The organism is Thermovirga sp., assembly GCA_012523215.1.
Taxonomy (GTDB): Bacteria; Synergistota; Synergistia; order Synergistales; family Thermovirgaceae; genus 58-81.
This window is the reverse complement of the sequence record JAAYIZ010000170.1, coordinates 1-19,292: the sequence shown is the minus strand read 5'-3', so window position 1 is coordinate 19,292 and position 19,292 is coordinate 1. Positions and strand designations below refer to the sequence as shown.

18 protein-coding genes and 1 other RNA gene are annotated in these 19,292 nt (G+C 54.3%); all 19 read right to left on the bottom strand.

What is annotated here, in order from left to right; genetic code table 11:
- Positions 1 to 36: 36 nt before the first annotated feature.
- On the bottom strand, positions 37 to 1,113 hold the full coding sequence (locus GX108_04625; protein NLO56322.1) for a UDP-N-acetylglucosamine--N-acetylmuramyl-(pentapeptide) pyrophosphoryl-undecaprenol N-acetylglucosamine transferase: 1,077 nt from the start codon (positions 1,111 to 1,113) through the stop codon (positions 37 to 39).
- A complete protein-coding gene (locus GX108_04620) occupies positions 1,110 to 2,258 on the bottom strand; it encodes a cell division protein FtsW (protein NLO56321.1) in 1,149 nt (382 codons plus the stop codon). Before GX108_04620 ends, GX108_04625 begins: the two co-directional genes overlap by 4 nt.
- Positions 2,258 to 3,619 carry a UDP-N-acetylmuramoyl-L-alanine--D-glutamate ligase gene (murD, locus tag GX108_04615; protein ID NLO56320.1) on the bottom strand — a complete coding sequence of 454 codons (1,362 nt, stop codon included), beginning with the start codon at positions 3,617 to 3,619 and terminating at the stop codon, positions 2,258 to 2,260. Before murD ends, GX108_04620 begins: the two co-directional genes overlap by 1 nt.
- A gap of 47 nt (positions 3,620 to 3,666) precedes the next feature.
- On the bottom strand, positions 3,667 to 4,620 hold the full coding sequence (locus tag GX108_04610) for a phospho-N-acetylmuramoyl-pentapeptide-transferase (GenBank protein ID NLO56319.1): 954 nt from the start codon (positions 4,618 to 4,620) through the stop codon (positions 3,667 to 3,669).
- A complete protein-coding gene (murF, locus tag GX108_04605; protein NLO56318.1) occupies positions 4,620 to 6,038 on the bottom strand; it encodes a UDP-N-acetylmuramoyl-tripeptide--D-alanyl-D-alanine ligase in 1,419 nt (472 codons plus the stop codon). The genes GX108_04610 and murF overlap by 1 nt, the downstream gene beginning before the upstream one ends.
- Positions 6,026 to 7,564 carry a UDP-N-acetylmuramoyl-L-alanyl-D-glutamate--2,6-diaminopimelate ligase gene (locus GX108_04600; GenBank protein ID NLO56317.1) on the bottom strand — a complete coding sequence of 513 codons (1,539 nt, stop codon included), beginning with the start codon at positions 7,562 to 7,564 and terminating at the stop codon, positions 6,026 to 6,028. Before GX108_04600 ends, murF begins: the two co-directional genes overlap by 13 nt.
- A gap of 23 nt (positions 7,565 to 7,587) precedes the next feature.
- Entirely contained in the window at positions 7,588 to 9,231 is a 1,644-nt protein-coding gene (locus GX108_04595; GenBank protein NLO56316.1) for a penicillin-binding protein 2, read from the bottom strand.
- Between the two features lie 35 nt (positions 9,232 to 9,266).
- The gene (locus GX108_04590) at positions 9,267 to 9,695 is read right to left on the bottom strand and encodes a hypothetical protein (protein NLO56315.1); all 429 of its coding nucleotides are present in this window, start codon (positions 9,693 to 9,695) and stop codon (positions 9,267 to 9,269) included.
- Entirely contained in the window at positions 9,692 to 10,618 is a 927-nt protein-coding gene (gene rsmH, locus GX108_04585; GenBank protein NLO56314.1) for a 16S rRNA (cytosine(1402)-N(4))-methyltransferase RsmH, read from the bottom strand. Before rsmH ends, GX108_04590 begins: the two co-directional genes overlap by 4 nt.
- Positions 10,615 to 11,040: a division/cell wall cluster transcriptional repressor MraZ gene (gene mraZ, locus GX108_04580; protein NLO56313.1), complete on the bottom strand. Its 426-nt coding sequence runs from the start codon at positions 11,038 to 11,040 to the stop codon at positions 10,615 to 10,617. The genes rsmH and mraZ overlap by 4 nt, the downstream gene beginning before the upstream one ends.
- Positions 11,041 to 11,220: 180 nt before the next feature.
- Positions 11,221 to 11,642, bottom strand: an RNA gene (gene rnpB, locus GX108_04575) — RNase P RNA component class A.
- A gap of 157 nt (positions 11,643 to 11,799) precedes the next feature.
- Positions 11,800 to 12,426: a V-type ATP synthase subunit D gene (locus GX108_04570; protein NLO56312.1), complete on the bottom strand. Its 627-nt coding sequence runs from the start codon at positions 12,424 to 12,426 to the stop codon at positions 11,800 to 11,802.
- 33 nt (positions 12,427 to 12,459) lie between these two features.
- Positions 12,460 to 13,872, bottom strand: a complete 1,413-nt coding sequence (locus tag GX108_04565) for a V-type ATP synthase subunit B (protein ID NLO56311.1) — start codon at positions 13,870 to 13,872, stop codon at positions 12,460 to 12,462.
- Entirely contained in the window at positions 13,862 to 15,655 is a 1,794-nt protein-coding gene (locus tag GX108_04560) for a V-type ATP synthase subunit A (protein ID NLO56310.1), read from the bottom strand. The genes GX108_04565 and GX108_04560 overlap by 11 nt, the downstream gene beginning before the upstream one ends.
- Before the next feature lie 39 nt (positions 15,656 to 15,694).
- Positions 15,695 to 16,021 (bottom strand): V-type ATP synthase subunit F, encoded by a 327-nt coding sequence (locus GX108_04555; protein ID NLO56309.1) that lies wholly within the window; start codon positions 16,019 to 16,021, stop codon positions 15,695 to 15,697.
- Positions 16,014 to 17,024, bottom strand: coding sequence for a V-type ATPase subunit (locus GX108_04550; protein ID NLO56308.1), 1,011 nt, complete (start codon positions 17,022 to 17,024; stop codon positions 16,014 to 16,016). The genes GX108_04555 and GX108_04550 overlap by 8 nt, the downstream gene beginning before the upstream one ends.
- 13 nt (positions 17,025 to 17,037) lie before the next feature.
- Positions 17,038 to 17,622, bottom strand: a complete 585-nt coding sequence (locus GX108_04545; protein NLO56307.1) for a hypothetical protein — start codon at positions 17,620 to 17,622, stop codon at positions 17,038 to 17,040.
- 29 nt (positions 17,623 to 17,651) lie between these two features.
- Positions 17,652 to 18,128: a V-type ATP synthase subunit K gene (locus GX108_04540; GenBank protein ID NLO56306.1), complete on the bottom strand. Its 477-nt coding sequence runs from the start codon at positions 18,126 to 18,128 to the stop codon at positions 17,652 to 17,654.
- A gap of 48 nt (positions 18,129 to 18,176) precedes the next feature.
- Positions 18,177 to 19,292, bottom strand: a 1,116-nt coding sequence (locus GX108_04535; protein NLO56305.1) for a V-type ATP synthase subunit I, incomplete at its 5' end; no start/stop codon positions are given.

Below are 19,292 nucleotides of genomic sequence, written 5' to 3'. Positions count from 1 at the left end.
CCCTCTCGAGGTTGTCGAATCGGGCATCGAAGTCGTTCAATTGCGACCTCTCCCTTCGGCGATTTGTTGTAAAAGTTCCCAGATCTTTTCACTGGCTTCACTGGTCTGTATCCCGGAAAACGGAGAGGCTTGACCACGCCCAGCCTTCTTAAGTTCATAGTCTATCATGAACAAAAGCTTTTCAAGAGTACTGTCGTCCTCCCAAATTGTTCCGAATCCCTTTTGAGCAAAAATCCTGGCATTGGACGCTTGATGGTCCCCTGCCGCATCCCTCCAGGGAATTATGACAGAAGGCAGGCCGATTGCAACCAGTTCCGCCAGGGTTGATGCCCCTGCTCTCGATATGACGACATCGGCAATGGAATAGAGGAGGTCGATCTCCCATGCTCGAGGAAGAAGCAGCAGGTTTTCAGCGACCCTGACGGGTTTATCGGTGGAGCCGACCACGAAGAAATGATAACCTCCGAAGGACTCATCACCGGATACGTTCCTGAAGAGCCCGGTCAGGGGATCACTCCCCATTGAACCTCCGAGGACCAGGACCCGGGGTCCGGGCGGCAGATCCAGGTTGTATCCAAGAAGCCTCCAGGCTTCGTCGGGAGCCAGGCGCCTCAATTGCCTGACGGGGATTCCAACGGGTAGGTATCGCTTCGCGGAGAGAGGATCGCATATTTCCCAACCCGTACAGATGGGGATCCCGAGCTTGGCTGCGAAAGAAGTGACCTTGCCGGCCCTGGCGTTTTGCTCGTGTAAGAGGAGGGGCAGCCCTAGCAATTTCGATGCCGCCATGGCTGCCACGGAGACATAACCGCCGAACAAAAGGCAGATATCAGGTGAAAAGTCCTTTATGGCCCTCATGGCGACTTTCATTGATCGGACAAGACCGATGGAGCGCGAAATCCTCGTTCCTGGCGAACCCCAAAGGGGCGACCCGGCTATGGGAAGGACCACCGGAGAAACACCGGCATGTATATAAAGACTCTTTTCGAGGTCACGGCTCCCGGATAGAAAAAGGACCTCTGCCGTGGCCTGGTTCCGGTCAATCCAATCGTAAAAGGATAGGGCGGGCCAAATATGACCCCCGGTACCACCGGCAGCAATCAAAATCTTCATGTCGTCCTCCCTTCAGCCGGGAACAAGTTCCGCCTCATAAGGCGCATTAAAATGCCGATCTTGCACCATCCCAGCACGAGAGAACTGCCACCGTAACTTACAAAGGGGAGGGGCACTCCGGTCAGGGGGATCAGCCTGAGAACTCCGGCGGCATTCACGAAAAAGGGGATGTACACCGCCAGGGTTATGGCCCAGACCAGGGTAGCCTCGAATCGGCCCGCCGCAGAACGGTAGGACAGGTACTGGATAAACAACAACAAAGCGTAGAGGAGGACTATCGAAAAGGTTCCTACCATTCCCAACTCCTCGCCGATCGCAGCCAGTATGAAATCGGTGTGCGCCGCAGGAAGATACTGTAGTTTCTGAAGACCGTGTCCGATGCCCACCCCTAAAAACCCCCCATTGGCAAAAGCAATGAACCCCTGGAGGGTCTGAAACCCGCTCCCGAGGGGGTCGCTCCAGGGATCCAAAAAACTGGTGATCCTCTCGATGCGATACCGCCCCAAAAGAACAACGGGAATGAAAACGACTGCTGAAGCTGCAGATCCTGCGACGAGGGGGATGATCCAACCAAAGACCTGGACGAAAACAGCCATGCAAAGGGCACAAAGGATCATTACCCCGCCGAGATCGGGCTGAAACAGGAATGGCCAGGCAGAAAGGGCAAAGATCAACAGGGTCCGCCCCATCGCCCTGCCTCTCGTAAGGCCTTCTTCACTCAACTTCTTCGACAGGTGGATGGCCAGGGCAAAGATCATTACCTCTGAAGCCTGGAGGTTCAAAGGCCCGATTCTAACCCACCGGCTGGAACCTCCTCCCGATCGGCCCAGTTCCGGCAGAAGAGTCAGTATCATCAGCAGGACTGCCCCGGACCATATAACTCCACTCCATTTTTTCCAGAAAGCGACGGGAGGAAGAGCGCAGGCAATCATGGCCCCGAGGCCGACGAGCAACCACTGTACCTGTTTCAGTCCATAGAAGAAAGGGGTCCTTCCCTGGGAGGTTGTGAGTTGGGCTGTAACGGAGGATATCATCAGGATCCCAAGGCATGAGAGGAGAAGGGGGATAGCCCATGTGGCCTGAAGGAACAAACTCCGGAACGTTGCGCTTTTACCGGAGCCCGGAAGGAGTTTTCCGCCGGACATCAGAACGGCTCCTGCTTCAGAGCTTTAACCCATCTTTGAAAATCTTCCCCTTTTTCAGCGAAGTTCGCGTACATATCCCAACTGGTGCAGGCCGGCGACAGAAGGACCATCCCCCCCCGGGAGGACATCTCAAAAGCTCGCGAAACGGCCTCTTTCATGTTCGCCGCCTCGATGATTCTCTTGAAGCCCCTTGATTCCAGGGCTTGCCTGATCCGGGGGGATTCTTCACCGAGAAGCACCACCGCCACAGATTTCAATAGGACGGCATCGGCTAGAGATCCATAATCCTCGCCCTTACCCCTGCCGCCAAGAACGATGACCTTGTCCCCTTCGAGAGAGAACAGGGCCGCGATGGTGGCGGCGACATTGGTGCCCTTCGAGTCATCGATGAATGAGACCCCGTCCACGGTCTCAACCAGTTCGCAGCGGTGGGGGGGTGATCTGAAGCTCGCCAAAGCCGCTGTTAAGGCATCCCTTTGGCCACCTGCCAGGAGAAAGGAGGCCGCTGACATGGCGGCATTTTCCAGGTTATGCCTGCCAAGAAGGCGTACAGCATTGAAGTTGAAAAGAACCTGCTCGACGCCGCCGGAGACCATGACGGTTCGATCATCCTTCATTAACAGGTTTTCCTTTCTCCTTTCGGCGGGCTCTTTCTCCCAGCTCAGAGGGAATACCCCGGCCGGAGGCAGAACATCAGACATAAGGAATGAAAGGTCTCTTTCCTGGCAGACCAGGAAGCCGGTGCTTCTCAACATACCGACGATTTTCGCTTTCGCCCTATAATACTCCTCGACCGAACCATGCCAATCTATGTGATCAGGTTCCAGGTTGGTGACCACGGCAATATCAAGGCGAAGGTCGTGGGCCCAAAAGAGCTGGAAGCTGCTGAGTTCTATCACCAGGATCTCCTGATCCAGTCCGGCATGGCTCGCGAGAGGACTTCCGACATTACCGGCCACTCCCGCCCGGAAACCCGCCTCTTGGAGCATATGGCCCGTGAGGAGGGCGGTCGTGGTCTTGCCGTTGCTTCCCGTGACACCTATGAGGGATCCTTCCAGATGGGGTGCCAGGAAATCGACCTCCCCGATCACCCTTACGCCCTTTCCCTGGGCCCTGGAAACTGGTTCGGAACCAGGGGGCACCCCGGATCCGAGAACCATGGCATCGCAGTCCAGTATTCTCTCAGTGTGGCCACCAAACTCATATTCCACCCCGAACCGGCGGAAAAGTTCGCTGGTCTCATCGCCAACGGCCTTGGCCTCGGAGACGAAAACGGCGTGACCCAGTTTCCTCGCAAAAACCGCAAGAGCCCTGCCGCTCACACCAGCACCGATCACCGTGATCCTGTCCTTGGCTTTCATGGGTTCTCCGCCGGCCCCGAAGACGCACTCATATTCAATTCCCCCTGTTAAAAAAAGAAACCTCTCAAAAGAAATAAAAGCAACCCCATAGCCATAAGGTGAAAAACCCAGAAACTGAAAACAACCGCTCTTTCTCCCCATCCGGACATTTCGAAATGATGATGAAGGGGGCTCATCAAAAAAATCTTTTTTCCAAAGCCCCTGATAAACACAATCTGGATGATTACAGAAAGGACCTCCAGCCCCATAATGAACCCAAGGGGAAGAATAAGCAGAAGCATGCCCCTGGCGGCACAGATTGAGACAAGAAGTCCACCAAGAAAGTGGGATCCGCAATCTCCCATGAATACCCTGGCGGGATGAAAATTAAAGACCAGGAAGCTGGCGGAAAGGCCCAAGCCTAACAGCGCCGCCAATCGACCGGGATCTCCTTCGAAGGTAAAGACCAAGAGCGCCGCGAAGGAAATCCCCGCTATACCCGATAGCAGGCCATCAAGCCCATCGGTTATGTTGGCCGCGTTTAAGGTTCCCACCAGGAAAAACAGGAGCACGGCAGAACCGGGAAATCCCCTGAGAACGAGGCCCGGAGCCAAGATCAGCATGCCTTCGGGCATAAAGAGGAAGGTCCAGGCGGCGGCTGACAGCACCTGCAGCGCCAATTTCTGGAGGCTACGGAACCCCTCGCTTGAACCGCGGAAGTGTTTGATAAGGTCGTCGGCCAACCCTATTGCGCCGCCAGTAAGGGGAAAGCCGAGGAGCAAAAATGCCTCGTAACAGGACCACCTGCCGAAAAAAACCAGGGCCATCCCAAAAAGCAAAGCCACTAGCAGGAATACCGCGCCGCCCATGGTGGGGGTATTCTTTTTATCCTTGAGATGGTTTTGAGGGCCATAGAGCTTGAGGTTTTGAATGACCTTTCTCTTCCTGAGAAACCTAATCCAGGGTTCTTGCAGGGCGATTCCAGACAGAAAAACCGCAAGGAGCAGCCCAGCACTGGACATTATCGAAGATTCTCCAATATTTTAACGGCTTTTTCCATATGAAACGAACGAGAACCTTTGAAAAGCACAAGGTCACCCGGGTAAAACCGGCTCCTGAAAAACCCCTCGAGGTCATCAAAGGCGACAATATGGCAATTTGCCGGCAGTCCATCCCTGAAAACCGCCTCCCACGGTTCTCCTACCAGCAGAACGTGGTCCAATCCCTGAAAGGACGAGACCATGGACCGATGCCATTGTGGAGATTCCTCTCCCAGTTCGCCCATACCTCCAAGTACAGCACTTTTTTTCGCAGAAAAAGGAAGCGCTGCGAGGGCCTTCAGTGCAGCCGACATCGAAACCGGGTTGGCATTATAAGTCTCGTCGATGACCAGGAAACCCTTTCCTGATGTGAAGGAATTGCCCCTTCCAGGCAAAGCCCTGAAGGAGGAAAGCCTCTTCTCCTGTTCGACCGGAGGGATCCCCAGGCTATCACCCACGAGCGAGGCAAAAGCCAGACCGTAAGCGTGATGCTCACCAAAAAGCCCCGCCTGGTATTTCCGTTTCCCCGTGGGGGTATCGATCACGACGACAAGAACAAGGCACCCGTCCTGAACGTCGCTCCGGGCCTCGAGGATTCGGTACATTGAACTTTTGTAGCCTACCGGGACAAGCTCCGGGCTCCTCCCCGAGTCCCTGATGGCACGGGCCAATAGCTGGTTATCTAAATTATAAGACAAAACATTTAACGAAGGGGCTTCCAGGAGTTCCAATTTGGCTTCGAGGACCCCCCTGATGCTCTTCAGACCCTGCAGGTGGCCTGGTCCCACTTCGGTTATCACCCCGAACCCGGGGCGATAGGCCTTTGCCAACTCCTTGATCTCACCGGGGCGATTCGTACCCAGTTCAAGAAGCAGTATTTCCGTTCCGGGTGGAGCCTCGAGGACGGTGACGGCGCAACCGATATCCGTGTTGAAACTCCTCCTGGGCGAATGAACCTCCAGGGAGTTGGCCAGAACAGTTTTGATCATCTCCCTGGTGGTTGTCTTTCCTACCGTTCCGGTAATGCCAATGATCAGAGCGGGGTCTATTCTATTAAGCCATTCCAGGGAAAGATCCCTCAAGGCGGTTTTGGCATCTCCGGTCACAATGGCAGGCATGCCGCTTTTGAGTAACCCCTCAAGATGACTATCCGGGGCAGGAGGGCGGCAGATCAACCCTGCCGCTCCCCTCTTAACCGCGTCCTCGATGAAATCCTGTCCGTCAGCTTTTTCGCCCCTCAGGGCGACAAAAAGGCTGCCGGGAAGGACATCCCTGCTGTCGACGAAAATTTGACGAGGCATCGGGATATCCTCACCGGTGAACCGGGTTCCGATCGTTGCCGCCGCTTCGTGGAGGGACCACACCGGGGTGGTTTTTTTGAAATCCTTTACCTCGCCCATTTTAGCCCCCTTGATGAAGACCACTCCTCCACCGTCTCGGAATCCTGGTAGGGAATGACCCTGTCCGCAAAGATTATATTCCGCTCGGGTCCCTTCCCCGCGATAAGGATCACATCGTCCGCGTCGGCCCTGTCAAGAACGGAATGAATTGCCTCGCGCCTGTCCAGAATGACCTCTGGAAAACTTCTCCCCTCCCTTTCGTCATCGACGCCGGCAAGGATCTCCTCGGCGATGCGGGCGGGGTCCTCGCTTCTGGGGTTATCCATCGTGATGACGACCCGGTCCGATAATGAAACTGCCACCCTTCCCATCAGGGGCCGATTGCCCTTGAAGCGGTCTCCCCCTGAGCCGAACAGGGTCCAAATTTTCCCTCCGCTTACTTCCCTTAGCGAGGCAAGGACATTTTGAAGCGCATCGGGCGTATGGGCGTAATCGATAATGGCTGTCACACCGTTCGAAAAAGAGTAACGCTGGAGGCGACCAGGCACCTGCGGCATGGCTTCTAAGCCTTTTTTGACCCTTGGGGGGTCAAAACCCAATGAAAGGGAAAGAGACGCCGACCCCAGGGCGTTTAAGGCATTGAAGCGTCCCGTCAGGGGAAGGCAGACCTCGAAAAGCAGGCCTTCATTCCTGGAAAAAATCGCCATTTCAAGGCCCGTAAGGCTCAATTTCTTCACAGCTCCGTAAAAGTCGGGGGAATCCTGCCTATTCAGTGAGAAGGTGACGATCCTGTCAGGGAAAAAACCTTTGACCCTCTTGCCGTAGGGATCAGAAATATTCGAAGCTCCTATCCAGCCCGGCGCCTTCATATGATCCCTGAAAAGGACCATCTTTGACTTGAAATACTCCTCCATTGTTCCATGGAAATCCAGGTGTTCCGCTGAGAGGTTTGTGAAAACGGCTCCGTCAAAGCGGCACCCGGTCAGCCTCCCCTGGTTCAGACCATGGGAGGAGGTTTCCATGACACAATAATCACAGCCGTTAACCATCATCTCACGGAGCATGGATTGAATTTCCGGCGATTCCGGGGTTGTTCTTCGGGCATCTTGTTCCGTGCCGGCACCTATATCGTAGATTACGGTACCCAGCATCCCCGATCGATGGCCTGAAGAGTTGAAAATTGACCTCAGCATATAGGCCGTGGTCGTTTTTCCATTGGTCCCCGTTACGGCGATCATATTCAGCGAATTCGCAGGGTCGGCAAAAAAGGACGACGCCACATGTCCCATCGCGATCTTCGGATTCCCGACCAGGAGATGGATAACCGGGGCAGGCGTGACTCTCTCCGAGATAACGCACACTGCTCCATTGATCAGTGCCTCCAGGGCATGATCGTGGCCATCGTAAGTCGCCCCCTTGAGGCAGACGAAAACACCTCCGGATACCACCTTTCGCGAATCCATGAAAACGCCACTGATCTTGGGATCTACTTCGAGTCCACCCGCCGCTGGATTGACCCCGGCGGCTGTATCATCGCGCAGCATTCCGCGCTCCTTCAGAAGGTTTATAACATCCGAGACCCTCATCGTCGGATCAACAACCTCCCCATTCAGGAAATCAGTTCTATGTCCTGTACAATGCTCCTGAAGATCGGAGCCGCCACTTTTCCGCCGAGGAAATCCCCTTCCCTCGGGTTGCCTATCACGACCAAAAGCAGGTATTTCGGGTCGTCGTAGGGCCAGAAACCAACAAAGGAAGGAGTGTAGTCACCTTTGAGATACCCTCCGGCACCCGGTACCTGGGCTGTTCCAGTTTTACCTGCCACTTTGACTCCTGGAACATCGGCGGACCTCCCGGTTCCCTTTTCCACGGCTTGTCTCATGGCTTCCCTCATCCATTGCGATGTATGGGTAGACATAACCTCACCCAGGACAATAGGTTTGCCTTTATATTCCAATTTGCTCTCCTTGTTCCTGATCTCGTAAACGATAAAGGGTTTCATCAATTTCCCTCCGTTCGCGATGGAGGCTGTAGCCAGTGCCAATTGAAGAGGTGTGACCCCGATACCCTGTCCTATAGCTATTGCGGCCGGGACGGAACCCCGCCACTGGGACGGGGGCATGATCAAACCGGACTCTTCCCCCGGTATCTCAACGCCCGTAAGGCCCCCAAATCCGCACCTTTTTAAAAAAGAGTAGGTCCTGAAAGGATCGGAATTTTTTATGCCGGAGACCATCCCCACGTTGCAAGAATCAGCGATGATGCTGGTAGGGTTCACCCTTCCGTGAGCCTTTACGTCATGGATTGTAACATCAGCCACTTTAATCTTCCCCTGGCAGTTCACGATGGTTCCCAGGGAAACCTCCCCGTTATCGACTAGGTTTGACATGATAATGGGTTTGAAGGTCGATCCGGGCTCGAAAACTCTGGAAAGGACGTTATTTCTGAGGGATTCTTTTACGGCAAAGGTAGTCCTGTCGTTTGGATTGAAATCAGGGAGGCTTGCCATTCCCAGGATCATCCCCGTCGATGGTTCGAGGAGCACCGCCGCTGCCCATTCTGCCCCGTGCTGATCAGCGCCCTCCCTGAGCCTCTGCTCGAGGACATGCTGGAGCCTGGAATCGATGGTAAGCTGAACCAGTGAATTGTTTTCGGCGGCCAGAGTATGGCCTGGCAGAGCCACATCGACGAAATGGCCCTTCGCATCTTTGGCTATGATTCTCCCCTCGGGAGGCGCATAAAGAACACGATCCCAAAATAATTCCGTTCCAGCCAGGCCCGCGTCATCGATTGAACAAAAACCCAGCACGTGACACAGGGTGCTTCCCTGGGGATAAATTCTTTTGGTCTCCTTTACCCAGAAAAGCCCGGGGAGTTTCAGACTTATGATCCGGTCGGAAACGGAGGGGTCTACCTTCCGCACAATTGGATAGTACCGGCCCTCCATTTTAGTGGAAATTTTCTCGAGCCTAGCTTTGGGAATCAAGTCCTGGAGAAGCGGGGCATTTCCCGGGTCCCACAGGGTGGGGTCGATAAAAAAACTAAGAGAATGCGAGGAGATCGCCAAGGCAATCCCATTCCTGTCCCTGATAAAACCCCTGGGGGCCGCGACCTTCAGCCTGGCCCAGTATTGGCTTCCTGCTTGCGATATGATCCTAGGATCCGGATCGACATGACGGGAATAAAGTCGGAAGAGCAGCACCAATATAAACGCGGCAATCAAAAGCCAGGGGCTCTTCCTCAGGTCTTTCATCCGGTACAGACCGTCCTTCGTCCGTCAATTTACGATCACTGTCGGGCAGAAGCCTTTCTCGACACGGAATCCGCCAGCCACACAAGGGCCTTTTTGATGACACCCGAATCGGCCCTGTCATACTCCTGGTATGCCGGAGGCCCTGTATTGACGGCAGCGACCCTCACCACGCCTATACTGGAGGAAGCCTTCATCCCCAATTCAGACCTTGCATAACTATACACTCTAGAGGGATTCAGTAAACCAGCCAAATCCTTTTCCAACTTCGACTGCTCTTCCTCCCTGAGGACTATCTGCCTCTGGATATCCGCCAATTGGTACTCCAGGTTGAGGGAATAAAGCCTCAACCCCACAAGCCCCATGAGCAGGGCGACTATGCCGGCGCAGGCCAGGATCCACAACGATCCATGCCCTTTGATCTCCTGGTTGTAGCCGGAGCTCAGTTCCAAGGTGTGAGAGTTCATCGGCCGGCCTCCTTCGCTACCTGCACCAAGAATGAGAACGCCCGGAGTTTGGCGCTTCTGGACCTCCAATTTTCTTTCAGTTCCTCCTCGCTGGGCACCAGGGGCCTTTTGAAGGGATGTTTCCCTCTTCCCCGGGAAGCCCATTCGCGAAACCTGTTCTTGACGATCCTGTCCTCCAGGGAGTGATAACTCACCACGATCACCGTCATCGCACCCTGAGCCAGGCCCTCGCACTGGTCAAGGGCGTCATCCAGGGCTTGCAGCTCATCGTTGACCGCGATCCTTAGCGCCTGGAATACTTTCCTGGAGGGATTTTTCCCCATCTTCCTCTGGACAGGCGCCGGGAGGGTCTCCCTGATGATACGTACCAACTCCGATGTGCTCTTTATGGGGCCGGAGGACTCCCTGAACCTGACTATCCCCCTCGCTATCTGCGCGGCATAGGGGTCCTCACCGTATTTACGAAATAGGGTGATCAATTCCCTCATGGTGGCTTTGTTTATGATGTCACCGGCCATTTCTTGACGTTCGTTTAAGCTATCCATGCGCATATCTAACGGGCCGTCCTCCTGAAAAGAAAAGCCCCGCTCCGGGGTTTCAATTTGAATGCTCGAAATTCCCAGATCAAAAATGACAGCATCGGGTTTGCCCATTCCTGATTTCTTTAAAATCGTGGTTAGATCCCTAAAGTTTCCGTGTACAGCCCGAAAACGATCGCCGTAATCCATGAGTTTTCTTCTAGTGACCTCGATGGCTTGTGGATCTTGGTCGATGCCGAGAACAGCCGCCTTTCTCCATTTCCGGAGCACACCCTCCGAATATCCCCCCAGGCCGAGGGTTGCGTCCACGACGAACCTCAGGTCGCGAGTTTCTTCCAATATGCTGCAGACTTCGGGGAGCATCACCGGGATATGGGTGTTCATAACCCCTCGACCTCTTCCGCGATATCGGGCAGGACTTTGCGAATCTCCTCGAGGTAGGCGTTCCAGGAGACCGTATCCCACAATTCCACGTGGTCCCCGACCCCTATGATGCTGACCTCCAAGTTAAGTTTGGCGTGCTGCCGCAAATTCGAGGGGATAAGAGCCCTGCCGGAAGCATCGAACTGGATCTCATTGGCTGTTGCGAGAAGTACCCTGAGAAAATCCCTGGTCTTTCCCTTGGAAAAGGACATTTGGTGGAACCTGTTCAGAAGTTCCTGCCATCGCTCAGCGGAATAAATGGAAACGCACTGGTCGATGCCCACGGTGGCGACGGCACTTTCTCCTAGTTCGTCTCTAAATTTTGACGGGAGGACTATTCTTCCTTTATTATCAAATTTGTGATCATAGGTTCCCACAAGCATGGGATTTTCCTCCCATTTCATACCACTTTGTTCCACTTTATACCACTCTATCATTTTTTTAGGTTTCTCGATGGTTCTTTCGACCCTATTGAAGTTATTACAATAAAACTTAAGTATCATCTTTCTTCAAAGGCAACAAAAAAGGAGCGCATCCTTACGATGCGCTCCTATGTACCTATTGCGAGAAGCAGCCCTTAAGCCGGGTTCTGTGCGTAGCGGTCATTTATCTAGGGGCCGGCTTGCGCCGGACCTCGAGCGGCCGTACCCGAGGGTCAGCGGGCAGCCTCATCCCCTCCTATTCGGCCTTGCTCCGGGCGGGGTTTACCTAGCCTGCCGGTCGCCCGGCAGCTGGTGGGCTCTTACCCCACCTTTTCACCCTTACCCGGCACTCATTCGATACTTTGGAGCAAAACTGGCATCGATCCCTCCAACGTAAGCCGGGATTATCAGTGGGGCACCAAAGTGTTGAATGAGTGCCGGGCGGTATGTTTCTGTGGCACTTTCCTTGGGCTCACGCCCACTGGAGTTTCTCCAGCGCCCTGCCCTTTGGAGCCCGGACTTTCCTCTGGCCCGTCCGGGCCAGCGACCGCTTGGGCTCCTTCCCGCAATGGTATATACTAACATCTTTTCGATAAAAATGGAAGAATTACGCTCCTCGACGCAACCTGTTGTTATTTCTCCCGGTCACTGGAAAGCGGCAGGGGAACCCGGGAGCTCTCCTGCAATCGACCATTGCCCTAATAATAAACGGTTTTCTTCCTAGTGGGAACGGACGATCTCCTTGATCCTCATGAGCCTGCTGAGGTTTGCCCGCTCCTGATCATCGAGCTTCATGGTTATGTACCGTATGGTCTCCTGGAAGGAAGGAATTAGAACGTGTTCCAGGGCGTTCACCCTCCTCCGGGTTCTTTCTATCTCGACGGCCATAAGCCTAAGCGCCTTCTCTTCCGCCGCCAGGCTCACAAGCCTTGGGAGAAGGCTTGAAAATTTCTCCAGGGCCACATCAAGGTTTCCGGTGGTGGTACCCAGCCCATAATTCAGGGACGCTTCACCCTGCCCCACTTCAAAGACGGGGACGATAACGCTCATGATGTTTCTTTTCGACATCTTCAGGGAGAGGCCCGTTCCAGTGATCATCAAAGCCTGTTCCAGCATGGCGGGAAAGGTCTGGGCCCTGGCCAGGAGGAAGCTGCGGTAGCAATCCTCCAATTCCTTCTCCACCGACTCTCTCAAATCCTTGAGGCCCCTGGCCTTTTCAAGGAAGGCCTTGATCAGGGCATCCTGCTTGTCTTTCAGGAGCTTGTGTCCTCTTATGGCCACCTTCAGCCTATTCTTAAGGCGGGACAGCTCCATGCGGTTTGGATTGACATTAATTTTTTTTGCCATATCAGGCTCTCCTTGCCAACGGCCAGCTTCGCATTATGCGCCCTTGAGCTGTTTTTCTTTTTCGGTCCCGGATCTTGGCAGGAGGTATTTCTCGATGTAGGCATCCCTGACGCGTTTCAGCTCCCTGACCGGGATAAGGGTAAGCAGGTCCCAGCCAAGTTCAAGAGTTTCCTCGATGGTCCTGTTCTCATATTCTCCCTGCCTGACATAACGATCCTCGAAATGGTCAGAGAACAGGGCGAAGGCCTTGTCCTCTTCTGAAAGGGCTCCCTCCCCCAGGATTGTGGCCAGTTCTTTTGCCTCTTTTCCCCTGGCGTAGGCGGCAAAAAGTTGATTCATCAGGTCGGCGTGATCTTCCCTCGTCTTTCCTGCGCCGATACCCTTGTCCTTGAGCCTGGAGAGGGAGGGCATGACATCAACGGGAGGAAAGATGCCCTTCCTGTGGAGTGTCCGGCTGAGGATGATCTGACCCTCGGTGATGTAACCCGTGAGGTCGGGAATGGGATGGGTCTTGTCATCCTCGGGCATGGTCAAAATGGGGAACTGGGTGATCGACCCCTTCTTTCCCTTCAGCCTGCCGGCCCTTTCATACATCGTCGCCAGGTCGGTGTAGAGGTAGCCTGGATAACCTCTCCTGCCGGGTACTTCCTTTCGGGCCGAGGAAATCTCCCTGAGGGCCTCGCAGTAGTTCGTGAGGTCGGTGAGTATGACCAGGACCTGGTAGTCCCTTTCAAAAGCCAGGTATTCAGCGCATGTAAGTGCAAGGCGGGGGGTGGTTATCCGTTCGATAGCGGGATCGTCCGCCAGGTTGACAAACATGACGGTCCTTTCGATGGCCCCGGTCTTCCGAAAGTCCTCCATGAAGAAGTAGGCCTCCTCGAAGGTGATCCCCATAGCCGCAAAAACAACGGCAAAATCTTCGTGACCCCCCAGAACGGTCGACTGCCTTGCTACCTGGGCGGCTATTCTGTTATGGGGCATTCCACTTCCGGAGAAGATGGGAAGCTTTTGCCCTCTCACCATCGGGTTCATCCCGTCGATCGTGGAGATCCCGGTCTGGATGAACTCCGATGGGTAGTCCCTTGAATAGGGGTTCATGGGATAACCGTTAACATCCAAGGTCTTGTCGGGAATGATGGGCGCGCCGCCGTCGATTGGTTCTCCCCGTCCGTTGAAGATACGGCCCAGTATGTCCTTGCTGACAGGCAGCATCAGGACCTTCCCCATGAAAACAACCTTGGTCGTCTCAAGATCAATGCCGGATGTTCCTTCAAAGACCTGGACCAGGGCGTTTTCTCTCGTGATTTCCAACACCCTGCCCCTTCTCCGTTCTCCGCTGGCCAGCTCTATTTCGACCAGCTCATCGTAACGGACATTCTCGGTTTTATCGACGACCAGAAGAGGACCGGAAAGGTCAGATATGGTCCTGTATTCCTTAGGCAACATCTCCCATGCCCCCTTCGGAGAGAAGTTTGTCGACTTCTTCTTTCATTACCGGAAGCAGTTCGTCGATCCGGTTCAGTTTCTTTTCATCCTCGTACCTCATCCTTGCTATCTGATCCCTGACGGGAAGGGCGTTAATCTCCTGGATCGTGCAGCCCCTCTCCAGGGCGTTCTGGCAAAGATGGTGGAAATGAACGATGTTCCTCAGCATCTTGAACTGCTTGTCCATAGAGGCATAAGTGTCGACCTCATGGTAGGCATTCTGGTGCAGGAAGTCCTCCCTGAGAGACTTGGCGGTTTCCAGGATCATCCTCTCCTGTCTCGATAGGGCGTCGATGCCCACGAGCCTGACTATCTCCCGGAGCCTGTCCTCTTCTTCGAGGATTGACATAGCCTCGGTCCTCAGGACGCTCCATTCGCCGTCATAGATATTGTCCCAGTATTCTCCAAGCTGCTCGGCATAAAGGGAGTAACTGAGAAGCCAGTTAATGGCCGGGAAGTGCCTCTGGTAGGCCAGGTTGGCGTCAAGACCCCAGAAAACCTTGGTCACCCTGAGGGAGTTCTGGCTTACCGGTTCGGAGAGGTCGCCTCCTGGAGGAGATACTGCCCCGATAGAGGTGATGGCACCTTCCCTGCCTTCCGATCCAAGGCAAACGGCCCTTCCGGCTCTTTCGTAGAAACTGGCCAACCTGGTCCCAAGATAAGCGGGGTACCCTTCCTCACCGGGCATCTCCTCGAGCCTTCCGGAGATTTCCCGGAGCGCCTCGGCCCACCGGCTCGTCGAATCGGCCATGAGAGCTACGGAATAGCCCATGTCACGGTAATACTCAGCGATCGTGATCGCCGTGTATATACTCGCTTCCCTGGCAGCCACAGGCATGTTGGAGGTGTTGGCGATCAGGACCGTCCTTTTCATCAGGGGTTCGCCCGACCTGGGGTCAACCAGTTCCGGGAATTCCAGGAGCACGTCCGTCATTTCATTTCCGCGTTCTCCACAGCCGACGTAAACCACGATCTCGGCATCCGCCCATTTGGCCAGCTGGTGTTGTATGACGGTCTTGCCCGAGCCGAAGGGCCCGGGGACGCAAGCGGCACCACCCCTGGAAAGAGGAAAGAAGGTGTCCACGACGCGTTGCCCCGTGGGAAGTGGAACGTTTGGGGCAAGCCTTTGCCGGACCGGCCTTGGCGTCCTGACGGGCCATCTTTGCATCATGGTCACGGGGATTTCCTTTTCTCCGTCATCTATAACGGCGACCATCTCTTCCACGTTGAAGGATCCTTTACGAATGCTTTTCACTCTACCCTTAACACCATAAGGAACCAGGATACGGTGCTTGACGAGGACCGTCTCCTGGACCTCTCCAAGGAGGTCTCCTTCGGCCACTTGGGCACCTTCCTCGACAACGGGTTCGAAATTCCACTTTTTTGACCTGTCGAGGGCCGGAACGTTGATCCCCCTGGAAATGTAAGGGCTATCGGCTGCCTGTTCGATAAGGTTCAACGGTCTCTGGACACCATCGTAAAATTGTTCGATGAGCCCCGGACCCAGCTCAACGCTCAGGGGAGCACCGGAACTCTCGACAGGCTCTCCCGGTTTTAATCCGGAAGTCTCCTCGTAAACCTGTATGGAGGCCATGGCTCCCTTGAGTTCGATGATCTCGCCGACAAGGCCAAGGTCTCCAACCCTCACAACTTCGTACATTCCAGCCCCGCTCATGCCATCGGCTATTACCAGCGGTCCGGAAATCTTGGCGATGGAACCTACGATCTTTTCTTTGTTGGCCAATAATATCCCCTCCGAGTACACTCGTGTCTTCAGGTGCAATTACTTCACGGAAAAAATATCCATCCCGACCGCTCTTTCCACACTTTCACGGATCGTGCTCACCCCTATGCCGGTCGAACCTCTGATGCCGGGCACGGGAATAATGCTCATGGTATGGTTCTCGTTCAATTCCTCCACCATCTCCCGGTTATCCCTGTAAAGGGAATCGACAAGGAAAACCACGGCGTACTGCTCCCTGGCCAGGCCCAGGAGAAGCTCTCTGAGCCCGTTTTCGGGTGAAAAAGGGGTCACCCCGACGGCCTGAAAAGGCAGGACGCTTTCAAAATCACCTACAGCGGCCATTAAAAAGTTTTTCCCATCAGACATTTCTCAAAAGCCTCCTGAGGACCGTACGTTCTGCCCCGTTCCCTATGCCTATGAGGAGGATCCTGACATTTTTGGCTTCTGTTTCCTTCATCCAGAGGTAATGGAGGACATTCTCCGGCGCGAAGGGGCTGTACTTGTACTTCGCGAGGACCCAGGACAGAAAATCATCTATGGATTTTTCGAGGTCCACGATGAGAGAATCGAGGTCCGCATGTTCCTGCGCCCCAGAAAGAGTCCTGGAGACATCGGCAAAGGAGAGAAATCTTTCCCAACCTTCGAAGGGTTCATTGATCAATGACAGGATTTTCTCCAGGGGTACAAATCCGCCGTTATGCAGGAACGGCGCAGCCTGAGACGAATCGAAACCCATCCTTTTAAGCCTGGCGATATTCCGGAGGTTCTCCGCGTCGACCCTGGACCGTGCGAACAGTTTCACTCCTTCAAAAGCGACTTCGTCGGCCATCTTGAGTTGGAGTGAGAAGAGCGCCTCGTCGAGAATACGCTCAACCTGGAGGATGTCGCGGGTCTGATCCCAGGTCGAAACGCACTCCGGGACAGTCCTGTGGAATCCGAAGGGCATGAGGCGATAATCTTCGCTCTCTATGGCCACCACCAGGTCATCCGCGAAGATGTTTCCGAGGCCGGTCAAGAGGTCCAGCCGCCTCTTCCCGCCCTGCTTCTGATTGAAAAGGCCTTTCAAAAGGACCTTGACATTATGAATGTCGTAGGGAAGTCTGCAGATCCGGTATAGGCAAGGGTCGGGGACGAAATGCTCCGTTTCGGCATAGATATACTTGAGCTCCGCTTCAATAGCGGGCTCAAATTTTTCGTCGCTCTGCTGCTCCAGGAACCATTTTCCGTAGGCCGTCTCAGTCATAACCTTGAGCGCGGAAGGCAGGTCTTCACTGTCCAGGAGCCGTTGGAAGACTCCCTGGTCAAGAAGTCGATCCTCCATCGCTCTGAGTCTTGAAACGGCGTAACCATAATCGGTAGGGTCGGTCATTGTAGGAACCTCCCTAGCAGTTGGGAAAGAGGCGCTCGACAACCTCTGCCTCCAAATCTTTCTTTACCCATCCGAGGAGGACATCCCAGGTGCAGTTGATATCAATCCTGCCCTTTCTGAGGACGAATCCCCCCGTCCCTGGGATCCTTTCCTGGGAAAGAATTAAGTTGGACTTCCTTCGGACGTTGACCTCGTCCAACCACTCACCGTCCAGGAGTTTTTCCCCCCTGCACAGGAAGACTTCTTCATCGCCGGAAACCTCGGGGGATTCCAACAATTTTGTCATGAAAGCGACATACTTTTTTTTCGGCATACTGGAAAGGACATCAAGAGCCTTAGAGAAGGTGAGATCAATGAGTTCTCTCCTGGCTCCCAGTATGAGCTTTCTTACTTCGAGATCGGCCACTATCGCTTTCCTTTTTCGCACCTCGTTTTCCTCGTAATGGATTCTTTCCTGGAGCTTCTGATCAATCTTTTCGCTTTCCTGTTTTGCCTCGGAAAGAATCCCGTCAGCCTGGGCGCGAAACTGGCCAAGGATCTCCTCCGCCTCGTTCATGGCATCGGCTTCGATCTTTGACTTAATGTCTGCTAAGGACATCATTCTCACCCCGTTGTCTTGAAGGCCGATCAGATCTGAATGCTGTTAAGGAGTATTATGCTCATCAGCAAAGCGAGAACGGCATAAGTCTCGACCATGGCAGGAAGGATGACCGCTTTTCCTGTTTCCTCCGGTCTCTTGGCTATCATCTGGATACTCGCCGCGGAGGTCTTCCCCTGGGCTATGGCTGAATAGTATCCGGCGATGGCAATGGGCAGGCAGGCGAAAAGAACCCCTAATCCTTGCCAGACATTGACGGAAACAGCCGTCCCTCCGAGAAGTCCAACCTTGAGGATCGCGAAAAAGGCCGTAAGAAGCCCGTAGATGCCCTGGGTCCCCGGGAGGGCCTGAAGCAAAAGGACGAGACCGAACTTGCTAGGATCCTCCGTCATGATACCCGCGCCGGATTCCCCTGCAATTCCGACCCCTAGGGCGGAACCAGAACCCGAAAAACCGGCGGCAAGGGCCGCGCCAAGTACCGCAAGCATGATCCCAAGTTGATCCATTATTGAAGCACACTCCTTTCAAAGAATGCTTAAGAATTGACCACACTATTACCTGTATTGCATTCCCGGATCTTCGACTCCCTCTCCGGTTATTCTCGTGAATTTCGTGACCACTCTCATAGGATCGAAAGCTCTTCCTCCGGCGGAGTAAAACTTGCTGAAGAATTCCACGTACTGGAGGCGTAGGGAGTGAATGAAAGAACCGAGCACGTTCACGACGACGCTGAAAAGATGACCTCCGAAGAATATCAGGAAAGCCAGGATCCATCCCACGTAGGGTATTCCGGAAACAAGTATTGTAAGGGTGTTGCCGATCATGGCTATGGCCGAAGTGGCTAGGCCAAGCGCGAGTAGACGGCTGTAACTCAGGACATCGCCGAGAAAGGATGTAACGTTGTAGAGGCTCAGGACCCCCGATATCGCCTTCCTGATAACGCCGGGCTTGTCCCTGCCCTGGGTCGCCACGAGCGTTAATGCTCCCACCGCAGCGAGCACCTTCCCCGCGAAAAGAGCCCCCCCTCCGCCTAGTCCCAGGAAAGCCCCCCCCCAAAGGAGTAAGCCGACGAGCAATGCGAGCCACCCACCCTGGTCGGCGAAAGCGCCCATCATGTCACCCTTGCGGAAAGCATCCCACATGGCGATTACTATGCCGAAAAGGATTTGGACTACGCCCAGGCCAAGTGCTATGGCCAGGAAAGTGATGGGATCGTCCATGGGCTTTATGAGTACCAAACTGTCCTTTATAGGCTTTATGGGCGCGAAAAGGCCGAAAGCGTCGATCATGTCTCCAAGCCAACTCCCCGTCAAGGCCCCGACCAGAACGGTAGAGACGCTGCCAAGAAGAAGCAGGACGAAAAAGTTCCTCGTATCTCCCGAAAGCCTGTACCGAAGAAGGGCGTAAAGCAGGAAAGCGCCAAGGATAAGGCCGTAACCTCCATCGCCGAGGCACATGCCGAAGAAAAGGAAGAAAAAGGGAGCCATCAATACCGTCGGGTCTATGCCCGAGTAGGAGGGCATCCCGTAAAGCTTGGTCAGCGGCGAGAAGGGAATGGCCCATCGAGGATTGTCAAGAATAATAGGGGGACTGTCCTCGGGCGCCGGATCCTCGGAATAAATGTCAACCAGGCCCTTATAGGGCTCCAAGGCTTTTTCTACGGCCTTCAT